16 protein-coding genes are annotated in these 15,131 nt (G+C 70.7%); 5 read left to right on the top strand and 11 right to left on the bottom strand.

Annotated features, from left to right (window positions below; translation table 11 throughout):
• Positions 1-94: 94 nt before the first annotated feature.
• The 5 genes from ACOZ90_RS11395 (at position 95) to nadA (ending at position 4,513) form a co-directional block, all read left to right on the top strand.
• A complete protein-coding gene (locus ACOZ90_RS11395) occupies positions 95-847 on the top strand; it encodes a YggS family pyridoxal phosphate-dependent enzyme (RefSeq protein ID WP_422893778.1) in 753 nt (250 codons plus the stop codon).
• Positions 844-1,707, top strand: coding sequence for a bifunctional hydroxymethylpyrimidine kinase/phosphomethylpyrimidine kinase (locus ACOZ90_RS11390; protein WP_422893777.1), 864 nt, complete (start codon positions 844-846; stop codon positions 1,705-1,707). Before ACOZ90_RS11395 ends, ACOZ90_RS11390 begins: the two co-directional genes overlap by 4 nt.
• An 89-nt stretch (positions 1,708-1,796) precedes the next feature.
• A complete protein-coding gene (locus ACOZ90_RS11385; RefSeq protein ID WP_422893776.1) occupies positions 1,797-2,045 on the top strand; it encodes a DUF2249 domain-containing protein in 249 nt (82 codons plus the stop codon).
• Positions 2,042-3,346, top strand: a complete 1,305-nt coding sequence (locus tag ACOZ90_RS11380) for a hypothetical protein (RefSeq protein WP_422893775.1) — start codon at positions 2,042-2,044, stop codon at positions 3,344-3,346. Before ACOZ90_RS11385 ends, ACOZ90_RS11380 begins: the two co-directional genes overlap by 4 nt.
• 129 nt (positions 3,347-3,475) lie before the next feature.
• Positions 3,476-4,513 (top strand): quinolinate synthase NadA, encoded by a 1,038-nt coding sequence (gene nadA / locus ACOZ90_RS11375; RefSeq protein WP_422893774.1) that lies wholly within the window; start codon positions 3,476-3,478, stop codon positions 4,511-4,513.
• Positions 4,514-4,578: 65 nt separating this feature from the next.
• Here the strand turns inward: nadA and ACOZ90_RS11370 are convergent, their stop codons facing one another.
• From ACOZ90_RS11370 to ACOZ90_RS11320, 11 genes are all read right to left on the bottom strand, one after another.
• A complete protein-coding gene (locus tag ACOZ90_RS11370; protein WP_422893773.1) occupies positions 4,579-4,917 on the bottom strand; it encodes a YegP family protein in 339 nt (112 codons plus the stop codon).
• Positions 4,918-4,994: 77 nt separating this feature from the next.
• Complete coding sequence (locus ACOZ90_RS11365) at positions 4,995-5,330, bottom strand: hypothetical protein (RefSeq protein WP_422893772.1); 336 nt, start codon at positions 5,328-5,330, stop codon at positions 4,995-4,997.
• Between the two features lie 123 nt (positions 5,331-5,453).
• Positions 5,454-6,848, bottom strand: coding sequence for an ATP-dependent protease ATPase subunit HslU (gene hslU / locus ACOZ90_RS11360; protein WP_422893771.1), 1,395 nt, complete (start codon positions 6,846-6,848; stop codon positions 5,454-5,456).
• The gene (gene hslV / locus ACOZ90_RS11355) at positions 6,848-7,399 is read right to left on the bottom strand and encodes an ATP-dependent protease subunit HslV (RefSeq protein WP_422893770.1); all 552 of its coding nucleotides are present in this window, start codon (positions 7,397-7,399) and stop codon (positions 6,848-6,850) included. Before hslV ends, hslU begins: the two co-directional genes overlap by 1 nt.
• Positions 7,400-7,465: 66 nt before the next feature.
• A complete protein-coding gene (gene xerC / locus ACOZ90_RS11350) occupies positions 7,466-8,410 on the bottom strand; it encodes a tyrosine recombinase XerC (protein ID WP_422893769.1) in 945 nt (314 codons plus the stop codon).
• A complete protein-coding gene (locus ACOZ90_RS11345) occupies positions 8,403-9,077 on the bottom strand; it encodes a DUF484 family protein (protein ID WP_422893768.1) in 675 nt (224 codons plus the stop codon). The genes xerC and ACOZ90_RS11345 overlap by 8 nt, the downstream gene beginning before the upstream one ends.
• Complete coding sequence (dapF, locus tag ACOZ90_RS11340; protein WP_422893767.1) at positions 9,070-9,933, bottom strand: diaminopimelate epimerase; 864 nt, start codon at positions 9,931-9,933, stop codon at positions 9,070-9,072. The genes ACOZ90_RS11345 and dapF overlap by 8 nt, the downstream gene beginning before the upstream one ends.
• Before the next feature lie 4 nt (positions 9,934-9,937).
• Entirely contained in the window at positions 9,938-10,246 is a 309-nt protein-coding gene (gene lptM, locus ACOZ90_RS11335) for an LPS translocon maturation chaperone LptM (RefSeq protein WP_422893766.1), read from the bottom strand.
• Between the two features lie 46 nt (positions 10,247-10,292).
• Positions 10,293-10,691, bottom strand: a complete 399-nt coding sequence (locus ACOZ90_RS11330) for a YbaN family protein (protein WP_422893765.1) — start codon at positions 10,689-10,691, stop codon at positions 10,293-10,295.
• A gap of 71 nt (positions 10,692-10,762) precedes the next feature.
• Complete coding sequence (locus ACOZ90_RS11325) at positions 10,763-12,946, bottom strand: S9 family peptidase (RefSeq protein ID WP_422893764.1); 2,184 nt, start codon at positions 12,944-12,946, stop codon at positions 10,763-10,765.
• 30 nt (positions 12,947-12,976) lie between these two features.
• Positions 12,977-15,100, bottom strand: coding sequence for a prolyl oligopeptidase family serine peptidase (locus tag ACOZ90_RS11320; RefSeq protein WP_422893763.1), 2,124 nt, complete (start codon positions 15,098-15,100; stop codon positions 12,977-12,979).
• Positions 15,101-15,131: the final 31 nt, after the last annotated feature.

Raw genomic sequence — 15,131 nt, 5'->3', positions numbered from 1 at the left:
CGGCAGAGTGTGCACGATCCCGCGTCAAGACCAATGCGTGGCCTCCACCCGGTAGGAGCGCGCCATGCGCGGCGGGCGGCGTAAACTGGCCTGCATGCCGGACAATTCCCTGCAAACCAACCTCGACGCAATCCGCGCGCGCATCACCGCCGCCTGCGCCCGCGCCGGGCGCGATCCTTCGGAAGTACGCCTGCTGCCCGTGAGCAAGACCGTGGACGCGGCCCGGCTGCGCGCCGCCTACGACCTGGGCATCCGCGAGCTGGGCGAGAACAAGGTGCAGGAGGCCCAGGGCAAGTGGGAGGCGATGGAAGACCTCGCCGACCTGCGCTGGGTGCTCATCGGCCACCTGCAGAGCAACAAGGCCAAGCACGCCGCACGCTTCATCAGCGAGTTCCAGGCCCTGGACAGCACCCGCCTGGCCGAGACCCTGGATCGGCGGCTGCAGATGGAAGGCCGCGCGATCGACGTGCTGGTGCAGGTCAACACCTCGGGCGAGGACAGCAAGTTCGGGCTGCCGCCCGACGAGGTGGTCGATTTCGTGCGCACCCTGCCGGCGTACTCGTCGCTGCGGGTGCGCGGGCTGATGACGCTGGCGCTGTTCTCGCCGGATGAGGCGCTGGTGCGCCCGTGCTTCGTGCGCCTGCGCGAGCTGCGCGACCGGCTGCGCCAGGAGGCCCCGGACGGCATAGTGATGGACGAGCTGTCGATGGGCATGTCGGGCGACTTCGAGATGGCGATCGAGGAAGGCGCCACCACGGTGCGCGTAGGCACCGCGATCTTCGGCGCCCGGCCGACGGCCGACAGCGAGTACTGGCCCGGCTTCGCCGGAAAGAAGTCCGGCGCGTGAGCCGCCCACAGACCCCGCCGCCGCCCGTGGGCGAGCGCATCGTCGACGTGGTGTCGGTGCAGTCGCAGGTGGCCTACGGCAACGTCGGCAACAACATCGCGGTGCCGGTGCTGCAGGCGCTGGGCCTGCACGTGGCGCCGGTGCCCACGGTGGTGCTGGGCAACACCCCGCACTATCCGAGCATGCACGGCGGGCCGCTGCCGCTGGAGTGGTTCCAGGGGCTGCTGGACGACCTGGAGGCGCGTGAAGCCGCCACCCGCGCGAGGCGGGTGCTGGTCGGCTACCTCGGCTCGCCGGAGCAGGGCCTGGCGCTGGCGCAATGGCTGCGCCGCATGCAGAAGCTCAACCCCGCGCTGCGGGTGCAGATCGACCCGGTGATCGGCGACCACGACTACGGCACCTACACCGACCCGGCGCTGCTGCCGGTGTGGCGCGACCACCTGCTGCCGCTGGCCGAGGGCCTGTGCCCGAACCATTTCGAACTCGGCAAGCTCGCCGGCCGCAGCCCGCGCACCCTCGACGACTGCCTGGACGCGGCCGCCGCGCTGCTCAACGACACCACCCGCTGGGTGGTGGTCACCAGCGCCGCGCCGGAGCTGTGCCCACCGGACAGGATCCAGCTGGCCATCGTCGGCGACGGCGTGCGCGAGGTGCGCGAGCACCCGCTTGTGCCGCATCCGGTGAAGGGCGTGGGCGACATGTTCGCGGCGATGATCGCCGGCAGGCTGGAGGGCGGCGCAGGCCTGCTCGACGCCGTCGACCGCACCTGCGCAGACGTGGTCGAGGTGCTCGGGCACGTGCAGGCGCAGGGCTGGCAGGAACTCGCCCTGCCGCGCCACGCCGCGCGCCGCCTGGACTAGGCGCGGCGCGGGCCGGCGCCTGACGCAGGTCAATGCAAACCGTTCCCGAGGCCGCCATGCTGGGCACTTCCCCCGCTCCGGAACCGCCGATGCCCGTCCGCCTGGATCTTCGCGACCTGCCCCCGCCCGAGCCGATGGATCGCATCCTCGACGCGGTGCAGGCGCTGCGTCCGGGTGAACACATCGAGGCGCTGACGCCCTTCTGGCCGGCGCCGCTGCTGCCCGTCCTGGAACAGCACGGCTGCAGCTGGCGCCGCGAACCCGTCACTTCCGGCGAGTACGCCCGCATCACGATCTTCCTGCGCGAGGACGCCGCGCCACCCGCGGGCGGCACATGAGCGGCCTGGATTTCGCCAAGGCCCCGCTTCCGGCGCGACCGCTGCGCTGGCTGCTCACGGTGCCGGCCTGGGGCATCGTCGCCGGCGTGTTCCTGCTGGCCTACGGCGAAACCGCGCTGGTCAGCCGCTGGTCGCCGCACACCGTGGCCCTGGTGCACCTGTTCACCCTGGGCGTGCTGGGCAACGCGATGCTCGGCAGCCTGCTGCAGTTCCTGCCCGTCGCCGCCGGCACCCCGATGCCGCTGCAGCGCTCGGCGGCGTGGCTGCACGCGGCGTTCAACCTGGGGCTGGCGGTGTTCGTCGTCTCCATGGTGTCCATGCACCGCACCGGCCTGGTCGTGGCCAGCGCGCTGCTGGCGGTGCCGATCCTGGTCTTCGCCGCGGCCGCCCTGCCCGGCCTGCTGGCGCGCGGCGCGCAGCAGGTGCTGCGCTCGGGCATCGCCATGGCGGTCACCTCGCTGGCGGTCACGGCGGTGGCCGGCGCGCTGCTGGTGGCCATCCTGCGCGGCGATGCCCTGCTGCCGCTGGAGTCGATCGCCGACTCCCACGCCACCATCGGCCTGCTCGGCGGCGTGCTCGGCCTGATGGCCGCGGTGGGCAGCGTCACCCTGCCGATGTTCCAGGGCACCGCGCGGCTGCCCGAGCGCTGGCTGGGCGGGTGGATCGCCCTGACCATCATTTCGCTCGCCGTCGGAGTGGCCCTGCGGATCTGGAGCGGCCAGCAGCCGCCGCTGGTGGTGTCCGCGCTGCTGCCGGCACTGCTGTTCACCGGCGTCTCGCTGTGGCTGCCGCTGCGCCCGCAGTTCCGCCGTAACCGGCCGCTGGTGTGGGCCTGGCGCATGGGCACGCTGGCCGTCGGCGCCGCCTGCGCCATCGTCCTGGCCGGCACCACCACGCCGCTCGCATCAAGCGCGGTGATCCTCGCCGGCACCCTCGCCATCGCCATCGGCCTGCCGCTGATGCTCAACGGCATGCTGCTGGAGATCATGGGCTTCCTGGCCTGGATCGGCCTGCGCCGCGACTGCCCGCGCGGCATCCGCGTGCCGGGCGTGGGCACGCTGGTGGCCGAACGCGACAAGTGGGCCGTGCTGGCCATGCACCTGCTGGCCGGTACCGCACTGGCCGGTGCGGCGCTCAACCCGGCGCTGCTCGCACGCCCGGCCGGGCTGTTGCTGCTGCTCGCCTGGGCGGCGGTGCTGCTGACCCAGCTGCGCGGCCTCGGGCGGGCGCGGACGTTCCGGCGCGAGCACTTCCCCCAGGCCGCGTCCGCGACACCGGAAACCGGCGGGCCGGTCGCTTGAGCCGGATCAGGCGCCCCCTCCACCATCGCCTGCGCATCACCCCGCAGCGCGGCGCCCGGCTGGCACATCCGGTGCGCGAAGCGTACCGTGCCTGACCCGACTCCCACCCTCCGACGGAAAGCATCGACCATGCCGCATTCGCAAGCCCAGACCACGCCCCGCTGGCGCCCCGAGCTGGAAACCGAGTACGCCGAGCTCAGCGCGAAGCTGGAACCGCTGGTGCCGTGCCTGGAAGTGCCGCTGCACCTGCCGTGGATCGACGCCATCCGCGCGCTCAAGCGCGAGCGCGGCGCGGTGGTCATGGCCCACAGCTACCAGTCGCCGGAGATCTTCCACGGCGTGGCCGACATCACCGGCGACTCGCTGGCGCTGGCGCGCGCGGCGGCAGACTGCGAGGCCGACCTGATCGTGATGTGCGGCGTGCACTTCATGGCCGAGAGCGCCAAGGTGCTGGCCCCGGACAAGACCGTGCTGATCCCCGATCTGGAGGCCGGCTGCTCGCTGGCCTCGTCGATCACCGCCGCCGATGTGCGCAGGCTGCGCCAGCTGCACCCCGGCGCGCCGGTGGTCACCTACGTCAACACCAGCGCCGAGGTGAAGGCCGAATCGGACGCCTGCTGCACGTCGGCCAACGCCGCCCGGGTGGTTGAAGCCATCGCGGCCGAGACCGGCGCGGACAAGGTGATCTTCCTGCCCGACCAGTACCTGGGCCACCACGTGGCCCAGCAGACCGGCATCGAACTGGTGCTGTGGGACGGGCGCTGCGAAGTGCACGAGACCTTCACCGTGTCCGAGGCGCGGCACGCGCGCGAGCGTTTCGACGCCAGGCTGGTCGCCCATCCCGAGTGCCCGCCCGAGGTGCAGGACGAAGCCGACTTCGTCGGCTCCACAACCGCAATGGGCGCGTGGCTGGAAAAGGAGAAGCCGGAGCGGGTGGCGCTGATCACCGAGTGCTCGATGGCCGACAACCTGCGCGACCGGTTCCCGGCCGTGGAGTTCATCAAGCCGTGCAACCTGTGCCCACACATGAAGAAGATCACCCTGCCCAACATCCACGCCTGCCTGCGCGACATGAAGCACGAGGTGACCGTGCCCGCCGACGTCGCCGCCGGTGCGCGCCGGGCGCTGGAGCGGATGCTGGCGGTGGGGCGGCACGACCGGGCCTGACGTCCGGCCCCATTCGCCCGACCGCGCCGCGGGCCCGTGGCCAGCGCGGCGCGGTGAACGGCCGATCAGGACTCGGTGAGATCCTTGATGGTGGTCGACGCCCCGTTCTTCTTCACCGACTCGATGCCGTTCTCGCGCGCGGCCTCGGAGGAGTACATCTGGCTGCTGCCGATGACCTGGTGGTTGGCGGCCTTGAGGTTGAAGAAGGGCTTGCCGTTGCTGGCTTCCTTGCGCTCGTAGCGGGCGTCGTCGCCGCAGTTCTTCTGCACCGACTCGATGCCGTTGCGGGCCGATGCCTCGGCGGTATACATCTCGCTCGTGAGGATCGTCTCGGCGTTACCGGCCTTGAGCACGAAGCGGAACTGGCCGTTGGCGGCCTTGGTCAACTCGAACCAACCTGACATTGCACTCTCCTTCCAAGGTTCGGGGACAGATATACACGACCATCATGACCGCGGCCACCGCCGACTGGCTGACGGGATCAATCCGCCGTCTGCCCGCTTCCCGGCGCCTCTGCGTCCGCGGAAACGGGGCCGTTGGACGCAGACGTCCGCGCAGCCGATTCCCGCGCGCCTCCGGACGTCAGGCCGGTCACGGCAAGGCCTGCCATGACGAACGCGAACCCGACCGCGATCGCCACCCCATGCCTGCCCACCGGCGCGGCCAAGCGCCCCAGCAGCGCGCCCACCGGCGGCAGCACCACCAGCGCGCCGGCCAGGATCAGGAGGAAGGGAACCACGTCCCCGGCGCGCAGCGCCCCGTAGGCAATGAGGCCAAGCGCGAGGGCCGCAACCCAGCGCACGAGCTTGATGAGCATGTCCGGGCGGGCCCCGTCGGGTGGATGGAACGACTTTACCGAACCCGGCCACCCGATGGCCAACCGCCGCCGCCCCCCGTGCGGAAGCAAGCCTTGCGCGCCCCCGCACGGGCGGCCGCCGGGTCAGAGGATGTAGCGGCTCAGATCCGGGTCTTCGGCCAGTTCGCCCAGCTGGCGGTCGACGTAGGCGCGGTCGATGGTGACCTTGCCGGTCTTGTCGGGCGCATCGTAGCTCAGCGAGTCGAGCAGGCGCTCGAGCACCGTGTGCAGGCGGCGGGCGCCGATGTTCTCCTGGCGCTCGTTGACCTGGGCGGCGATCTCGGCGAGCCGGTCGATGGCATCGTCGGTGAACTCGAGATCCACGCCCTCGGTCTTGAGCAGCTCCACGTACTGCGTGGTCAGCGCGGCCCTGGGCTCGGTGAGGATGCGCACGAAGTCGTCCTTGGTCAGCGCGCTCAGTTCCACCCGGATCGGGAAGCGGCCCTGCAGTTCGGGCACCAGGTCGCTGGGCTTGGCCATGTGGAAGGCGCCCGAGGCGATGAACAGGATATGGTCGGTCTTGACCGGCCCGTACTTGGTGCTGACGGTGGAGCCTTCCACCAGCGGCAGCAGGTCGCGCTGCACGCCTTCGCGGCTGACGTCGGCGCCGCTCACGCCGCCTTCGCTGCGGCGGGCGACCTTGTCGATCTCGTCCAGGAACACGATGCCGTGCTGCTCGGCGGCCTCGATGGCCAACTCGCGCACCTCGTCCTCGTTGACCAGCTTGCCGGCCTCCTCCTCGACCAGCAGCGGGCGCGCGGCACCGATGCTGAGCTTGCGCTTCTGGGTCCTGCCGCCGCCCAGGTTGGAGAACATCTGCCGCAGCTGCTGGCCCATTTCCTCCATGCCCGGCGGGGTCATGATGTCCATGCCGCTGCCGCCCATGGCCAGCTCCAGCTCGATCTCGCGATCGTCCAGCTCGCCGGTGGCCAGGCGCTGGCGCAGCTTGCGACGGGTCTCCGACTCCTGGCTGGACGGCTCGGCGCCGATGTCGACGGTGGCGCTTTCGTTGCGCACGCCGAAGCCGAACGCCGGCGGCGGGGTCTCGCGGCGCGGCAGCAGGGCGTCGAGGATGCGGTCTTCGGCCATCTCCTCGGCGCGGGTGCGCACGCGCTGCTTGGCCTGCTGGCGGAACATCTTGACCGCGGTGTCGGCCAGGTCGCGGATGATCTGCTCCACGTCCTTGCCCACGTAGCCGACCTCGGTGAAGCGCGTGGCCTCGACCTTCACGAACGGCGCGTTGGCCAGGGTGGCCAGGCGTCGCGCGATCTCGGTCTTGCCCACGCCGGTGGGGCCGATCATGAGGATGTTCTTGGGCATGACCTCGTTGCGCAGCTCGTCGGCCAGCTGCGAGCGGCGCCAGCGGTTGCGCAGGGCGATGGCGACGGCGCGCTTGGCGGCGTTCTGGCCGATGATGTGGCGATCCAGCTCCTGCACGATCTCGCGCGGGGTCATGGTTGAAGAGGTGTTGTCGGTCATCAGAGTTCCTCCACCACGACGTTGCCGTTGGTGTAGATGCACACGTCGCCGGCGATCCTGATCGCCTCCACGGCGATGGTCCTGGGATCCAGTTCGGTATGGGCGGACAGGGCGCGGGCGGCGGACAGGGCGTACGGGCCGCCCGAGCCGATCGCGACCACGCCGTCGTCCGGCTCGATCACGTCGCCGGTGCCGCTGATCACCAGCGAGGTTTCCCTGTCGGCCACCGCCAGCAGCGCCTCGAGCTTTCCGAAGCGGCGCTCGGTGCGCCAGTCCTTGGCGAACTCCACCGCCGCGCGCAGCAGCTGGCCGTGCTTCTCCAGCTTGGATTCGAACAGCTCGAACAGGGTAAAGGCGTCGGCGGCCGCGCCGGCGAAACCGGCCAGTATCTGGCCGTCCTTGCCCAGCCGGCGCACCTTGCGCGCGTTGGCCTTCATGACGGTGTTGCCCAGGGTCACCTGCCCGTCGCCGGCAATGGCGACCTTGTCGCCGCGGCGCACCGAGACGATGGTGGTGGCGTGGAATACGTGGGGATTCTGGCTGGGGTCCATGCGGGCCTCCGGGGGATGAATTCCCTGTCTGGGGGTCGACCCGGGCCGATGCAAGGGCCCCGGCCCCTACCCCGGCTCCCTGCTTTTCCCCGGTTTGCGGCGGGCGCGGGGGTGGGCGGCGTCGTAGATGCGCGACAGGTGGCCGAAGTCCAGGTGGGTGTAGATCTGGGTGGTGGCGATGTCGGCGTGGCCGAGCAGCTCCTGCACGCCGCGCAGGTCGCCGGAGGATTCGAGCACGTGGCTGGCGAATGAATGCCGCAGCAGGTGCGGATGCACGCGCTTGAACAGGCCCTGGCGCCGGGCCAGCAGGCGCATGCGCGCCTGCACGCTGCGCGGGCTGATCGGGCGCCCGCCGCGGCCGGGGAACACCGGTGAGTCACTGGTGCCGCCGCTGTCGGCGCGCCATTCCTCCAGCGCCCGGCGGGCGTGCGAGCCGACCGGCACCACGCGCTGGCGGCTGCCCTTGCCCAGCACGGTCACCAGGCCGTCGTCGAGCTGCAGGTCGCGCCAGCGCAGCGCGCACAGCTCGGCCACGCGCAGGCCGGAGGAGTACAGCAGCTCCAGCATGGCGCGGTCGCGCAGGCCCAGCGGGGCGTCGGTGGGCACTTCCACCAGCGCCTTGGCCTCGTCGGGGTCGAGCACCTGCGGCAGCTTGCGGCTGGCCCTGGGGGCGCGCACGCCGGCGGTGGGGTCGGCCTGGATGCGGCCGTGGCGCAGCAGCCAGCGGTACCAGCCGCGGCAGGCCGACAGGCGCCGCTGCAGGCTCGACGGCGACAGGCCGCGGCGGTGTTCGGCGGCGATGAAGGCTCGGATGCCGGCGCCGTCGAGCGTTTCGGGCGCCGCGCCGTCCTTCGCTGCCCATTCGCACAGCGCGGTGAGGTCGCGGCGGTAGGCGTCCAGGGTGTGCGCGGACGCGCGGCGCTCGACTTCCAGATGATCCAGGAAGGGCTGCACGGGTGCCAGTCGCCCGCTCATCCCGTCGTCCCTCCCGGCCTCTGGGGTGTCAGCCATCGAAGCGGCGCAGGGCGGTGGCGAAGGCTTCGCCCATCATGCGCAGGAACAGGGTGCCCATGCCGGGATAGAAGCGGTTGGGATCGTGGCTGCCAACGGCCACCAGGCCCAGCCCCTCCAGCGGCAGCAGGGCGCTGGAGTTGACCTCCTCCACCCGCGCGCCATAGACCACCGCCTGCTTGTCCGGATGCAGGCGCCCGCACAGCGGCTCGCCTGCCTTCAGGAAATCGGCGAACGGCTGCAGCACGCGATCCTCGCGCGCGATCACCTGCAGCCATTCCGGCTCCTCCAGCCCGGCCACCGGCTCGAACAGCACGATCCGCACCAGGTCGCCGGCAAAATCCTCGGCAAGCGCCGCCGCCATCGCGCGCACGGTGCCCGCGGCGCTGGACTGGCGCATCAGCGACAGGGTGAGCTGGTGGGTGCGCACGGCCAGGCGCTCGTTCTCCTGCGAGATCGCGAACAGATCCTGCAGCCGCCGCGACAGCTCGCGGTTCTTGTCGCGCAGCACTTCCAGCTGGTAGCTGGCCAGCGAGGCCGCCGGGCCGTCGTCGCGCGGCACCACCAGGCTCAGGGCCAGATCCGGGAACTGCTGCAGGAACTGCGGGTGCCGGCGCAGCCAGGCGGCGACTTCGTGGGCACCGATCTTCTCGACGGTTTCATTCATGGATCCACTCCCCTTCGAATACGAACGCGGCCGATCCGGCCATGATGACGGGCTGGCCCTCTCCGGGCCATTCGATGCGCAGGGTACCGCCGGGCAGGGCCACGTCGATCGCCCGCGCCACCCGGCGGCGGCGCATCAACACCGCCGCCGCGGCGCAGGCGCCGCTGCCGCAGGCCAGGGTCTCGCCGACGCCGCGCTCGAACACGCGCAGCCGCACCCGCTCGCGATCCAGCACCTGGACGAAGCCGACGTTGACCGAATCCGGGAACGCCGGGCTGTCCTGCAGCGCGCGGCCGACCGCGGCCACCGGCGCGGTGTCGACGTCGTCGACCTCGATGACGGCATGCGGATTGCCCAGCGAAACCGCGCCGAACTCGACCGGCATCCCGCCCAGGTCGAGCACGCAGGGATCGTCCCCGGCGCCGAAGCCCGCCAGCGGAATCGCGCCGGCCGCGAAATCCGGCTCGCCCATCACGACCCGCACCCTGCCCTCGCCCAGCAGCTCGACCTCGTGGCTGCCGGCGGGACTGTCGAGGATGAACGAAGCCGGCGCGGCGCCGGCGCGCTGCAGCCAAGCGGCCACGCAGCGCGCGCCGTTGCCGCACTGGCGGCCGCTGGAGCCATCGGAATTCCAGATCCCGTACGCGGCCACGGCGCCGGGCGAGCGCGGCGGCTCGATGGTGATGATCTGGTCGCAGCCCACGCCCGTGTGGCGATCGGCCAGCGCGCGACACAGCTGCGGCGAAGGCGGCGGGCTGCCGTCGCGCAGATCCAGCATCACGAAGTCGTTGCCGGCGCCGTGCATCTTGGTGAACCGGAAGGTGGACGCCCCTGGCCGTGGCGCGGCGGCGTTCATCGCCTCATTCGTCACCGGTCGGCACGGGAAGCGGCAGCGCGGGTTCGTCTTCGACCGCCTCGTCTTCGAGCGGCTCGGCGAACGGATCCGCGGCGGGCTCGCCGTCCACCGCGTCGTCGGCGAACGGATCCGCGACAGGCTCACCGTCCACCGCATCGTCTGCGAACGGATCCTCGCCCTCCCACGGATCGGCCACTTCCCCGGACTCGGGCTCGGGCGGCGGCGGCATGAACAGGTCGGCCTTGTTGCCGCAGGCGGCAAGCGCGAAGGCGGACACCAGCAGCGCAAACAGGAACAGGCGGGGGAGTTTCATGCCGGCAGTGTAGCGGCAGCCGCGGCGCTGCGGAACGGATGCGGGCTCAGGTTCGGCCGCCGTCGCCCGCGGCAGGGGGCTCGGGCCGCAGCCACAGCCAGATGGCGACCACCGCCATGATCGCGGTCGCGCCCCAGCCGATCCACGGCCGCGGGGCAAAGAAGTACAGGATCACCGCAGCCAGCACCATGGTGCCGATCGCCAGCACCTTGGAGCGGCGGGTGATGGCGCCGTGTTCCTGCCAGTTGCGGATCATCGGCCCGAACGTGCCATGCGCCAGCAGCCAGGCGTGCAGCCGCGGCGAGCCGCGCGCCGCCGCCCAGGCCGCCACCAGGATGAACGGCACCGTCGGCAGCCCCGGCAGCAGCACGCCCAGCGCCCCCAGACCGAGGCAGGCGTAGGCCAGCAGCCACCAGGCCCAGCGAAAGCGGACGAACGGTTCCATCGGCCCATGGTATCCGGCCATCCCGAAGGTGAGGGGCCGGCGGAGCGGCCCGCCCGCGAACCTGCCGGCAGTCAGTTCACGCCGAGCTGCTCAAGCAGGAACGCGTACATCTCCGACAGCTCCTCGTAGCGGCGGAAGCGGCCGGACTTGCCGCCGTGGCCGGCGTCCATGTTGGTACGGAACACCACCGGGTGCTCGCCGGTGTTGAGCACGCGCAGCCGGGCCACGTACTTGGCCGGTTCCCAGTACTGCACCTGCGAATCCCACAGCCCGGTGCCGACGAACATCGCCGGGTAGGCCTTCTGCTCCAGGTTGTCGTAGGGCGAGTAGGAGAGCATGTAGCGGTAGGCCTCCGGTGTTTCCGGATTGCCCCACTCATCGTATTCGTTGGTGGTCAGCGGGATGCTGCGGTCGAGCATCGTGGTCACCACGTCCACGAACGGCACCTGCGACAGGATCACCCGGTACTTGTCCGGGGCCATGTTGGCCACCGCGCCCACCAGCAGGCCGCCGGCGCTGCCGCCGTAGGCCGCCACCCGATCCGGCGCGGCATAGCCCTGCGCCACCAGGTGGTCGGTGACGTCGATGAAGTCGGTGAAGGTGTTGATCTTGTTGAACAGCTTGCCTTCGTCGTACCACTTGCGGCCCATCTCCTGGCCGCCGCGGATGTGGGCGATGGCGTAGACCATGCCGCGGTCGAGCAGGCTGACCACCGGCAGGTTGAAGCCCGGATCCATCGACATGCCGTAGCTGCCGTAGCCGTACTGCAGCAGCGCCGCGGTGCCGTCGCGCTCGAAGCCGTTGCGGTACACCAGCGACACCGGCACCTTGGTACCGTCGCGGGCCGTGGCCCACAGGCGCTCGGTGGTGTACTGCTCCGGGTCGTAGCCGATCACCGGCTGCTGCTTGAGCTGGCGGCGCTCGCCGGTGGCCACGTTGAGCTCGTAGGTGGTGCCCGGGGTGGTCAGCGACGTGTAGCCGTAGCGCAGCCAGTCGGTGTCGGCCTCGGAGTTCACGCTCAGGCCCATCGAGTAGGCCGGCTCGTCGGCCTGCACGTACTCCTCGCCGCCGTCGGCGCGGATCACCCGCACCCGCTCCAGGCCTTGCGAACGCTCGCCGATGGCGGTGAAGCCGTCGAACAGGTCGACGTCCTCGATGAACACCTCCTCGCTGTGCGCCAGCCAGTCCTGCCACTGCGCGCGCGAGGTGGCGTCGCTGGGCGCGGTCATCACCCGGAAGTTGGGCGCGTCCCAGTTGGTGCGGATCACCCAGCGGCCGTTGTGGTGGTCGGCGTCGTACTCCACGTCGCGCTCGCGCGGAGCCAGCACGGTGAATTCGCCCGGGCTGGCGGCCGGGGTGCAGCGCATCTCGGAGGAAACGGTGCTCTCCACGTAGATGCAGATGTAGGCGTCGTCGCGGGTGCGGCCAATGCCCATGTAGAAGCTGTCGTCGGTCTCCTCGTACACCAGCACGTCCTCGGAGGCCGGGGTGCCGAGCACGTGCTTCTTCACCCGCACGGTGAGCAGGGTGTCCGGGTCGTTCTCCACGTAGAACAGGGTGCGGTTGTCATCCGCCCACACCAGGCCGGCGGACACGCCGCGGATCTCGTCCTCGAAGACCTCGCCGGTTTCCAGATCCATGAACCGGATCACGTACTGGCGCCGGCCCACCGCGTCCTCGGCCCAGGCCAGCATGCGGTTGTCCTGGCTGACCTCGTAGTTGGCGAGGCTGAAGAAGTCCTTGCCCTCGGCCATGGCGTTGACGTCCAGCAGCACCTGCTCGGCGGCGAAGTCGCCGGCGTCGTTGGCCTGCTGGATCGACAGCGCGTCCACGCCCTCGCCGTCCGCGCGGCGCGCGTACACCGGGTAGTCCTTGCCGGTTTCGAAGCGCGAGTAGTACCAGAAGCCGCGCTCGCGGCTGGGCACCGAGCTGTCGTCCTGGCGGATGCGGCCGACGATCTCCCCGTACAGCGCTTCCTGCACCGGTTTGCTGGCCGCCATCACCTCGTCGGCGTAGGCGTTCTCGGCGTTGAGGTAGGCCAGCATGTCCGCATCCTCGCGGGTGTCGTCGCGCAGCCAGTAGTACTCGTCCTCGCGCACGGCGCCGTGCGGCGAGGACACCCGGTGCTCGCGCTGGTCGGCGACCGGCGGCACCGGCGCGGTGGCAGCGGCGGCGGAGCTGCCGGCGTCGTCAGCGGAAGAAGAGCAGGAGGTGGTCATCAGCAGGGCCAGGGCAATCGTCAGGGGAAGCTTCATGGATGGGGTTTCCGTGCAAATGGCAATGAATCACTCGTTGCCCAGCTGCTGCCACAGGAACGTGTAGTACAGCGCGTCCATGTGCGCGGCCTGGCGGTTGTTGGCCGCGCCGCCGTGGCCGCCCTCGATGTTCTCGTAGTAGCGCACGTCGGCGCCCGCCTCGCTCATCAGCGCGTGCATCTTGCGGGCGTGGCCCGGGTGCACGCGGTCGTCGCGGGTGGAGGTGAGCAGGATGGTGGGCGGGTAGTCCTTCTTCTCCGGGTCGAACAGGTGGTACGGCGAGAAGGTCTGGATGTATTCCCACTCATCGGCCACGTCCGGGTTGCCGTATTCGGCCATCCACGAGGCGCCGGCCAGCAGCTTGTGGTAGCGCTGCATGTCCAGCAGCGGCACCTGGATCACGATCGCGCCGAACAGCTCCGGGTACTGGGTGAGCATGTTGCCGGTGAGCAGGCCGCCGTTGCTGCCGCCGCGGATGCCCAGCTTCTCCGGGGAGGTGATGCCGCGCTCGATCATGTCCTTGGCCACCGCGGCGAAGTCCTCGTAGGCGCGGTGGCGGTTCTCCTTCAGCGCGGCCTGGTGCCAGCGCGGGCCGTATTCGCCGCCGCCGCGGATGTTGGCCACCGCGTACACGCCGCCGCGCTCCAGCCAGGCCTTGCCCACGCCCGCGGCGTAGCCCGGGGTGAGCGAGATCTCGAAGCCGCCGTAGCCGTAGAGCAGGGTCGGGTTGGAGCCGTCGAGCGCCATGTCCTTCGGGCGCACCAGGAAGTACGGCACGCGGGTGCCGTCCTCGGAGGTGGCGAAGTGCTGCTCGGCCACGTGGGTGGAGGCGTCGAAGAACCCGGGCATCGACTTGAGCTCTTCCGGCGCCTGGCCGGTGGCCAGGTCGGCCAGCATCAGGGTGCTCGGGGTCAGGTAGTCGGTGACGGTCAGCCAGACGGCGTCGGATTCATCGCTGTCCACCGCGCGCGCGCCGATCGTGCCGAACTCGGGAACCGCGGGGAACTCGCTGCGCTCCCAGCCGTCCTCGCCGGGGGTGAGCACGCTCAGCCGGTTCTTGACGTCGTCGAGCACGTTCAGCACCAGGTGGTTCTTCGTGAACGAAGCGCCCGCCAGCGAGGTGGTTTCCGTCGGCTCGAACAGCACGTCGAACTCGCGCTTGCCGGCCATGTAGTCGTCGAAGTTGGCCGCCAGCAGCGAACCGGCGGCGTAGGTCCTGCCGCCGACCTCCCACGGCTCGCGCAGCTCGATGCCCAGCCATTCGCGCTGCACCGACGTCTGCGCCGAGTTCGGCACGTCGACCCGGGTCAGGGTGCCGTCTTCATTGCGCAGGTACAGCTCGTCGTTGTAGAAGGCGATGGTGCGGCTGACGAACTCGCGCTCGTAGCCCGGGGTGTGGTCGCGGCCGGCGCTGATGTACATGTCGTCCGCCCGGCCTTCGTAGACCACCTCGGCCGATTCCATCGGGGTGCCGCGCTTCCATTCCTTGACGATCCGCGGATAGCCGGATTCGGTCAGCGAGCCGTCGCCAAAGTCGGTGTAGACGAACACCGTGTCGCGGTCGATCCACTGCAGCCCGCCCTTGGCCTCCGGGCGGAAGAAGCCGTCCTCCACCCACTGCTTGCCGGCCAGGTCGAACTCGCGGGTGACGTTGGCGTCGGCGCCGCCGCGCGAGAGCGCGATCAGGCAGCGGTCGTAGTCCGGGCGCAGGCAGTTGGCGCCGTGCCAGACCCAGTTCTCGCCCTCTTCGGCGTTGAGCGCGTCCAGATCCAGCAGCAGCTCCCACTGCGGGTCGTCCTTGCGGTACTCCTCCAGCGTGGTGCGGCGCCAGATCCCGCGCTCGTGGTCCTGGTCGCGCCAGAAGTTGTAGTAGTAGTCACCCATCTTGCCGACGGCGGGGATGCGCTCGTCGGAGTCGTAGATCGCCAGCAGTTCGGCCTCGAGCCGCCGGAACTCCGGGGTAGCGGCCAGCTCGGCCTCGGCGGCGGCGTTCTGCTCGCGCACCCAGGCCAGCGCCTTGTCGCCGGTCACTTCTTCCAGCCACTGATGGGGGTCGGCTGCCACCTCGGCTCCTCCTTCCTGGGACTGGGCCGTGCAGCCGGCCAGGCCGACGGCGATCGCGGCGGCGAGGCAGAAACGTGAAATCGGGGACATGCGGACGGCTCCGGTCAGGTATCAAACCTGA

This window comes from Luteimonas dalianensis (assembly GCF_049339425.1).
Lineage (GTDB): Bacteria > Pseudomonadota > Gammaproteobacteria > Xanthomonadales > Xanthomonadaceae > Luteimonas > Luteimonas dalianensis.
Note: the sequence above shows the minus strand (reverse complement) of the source record. Positions and strands in the feature narration are given on the sequence as shown.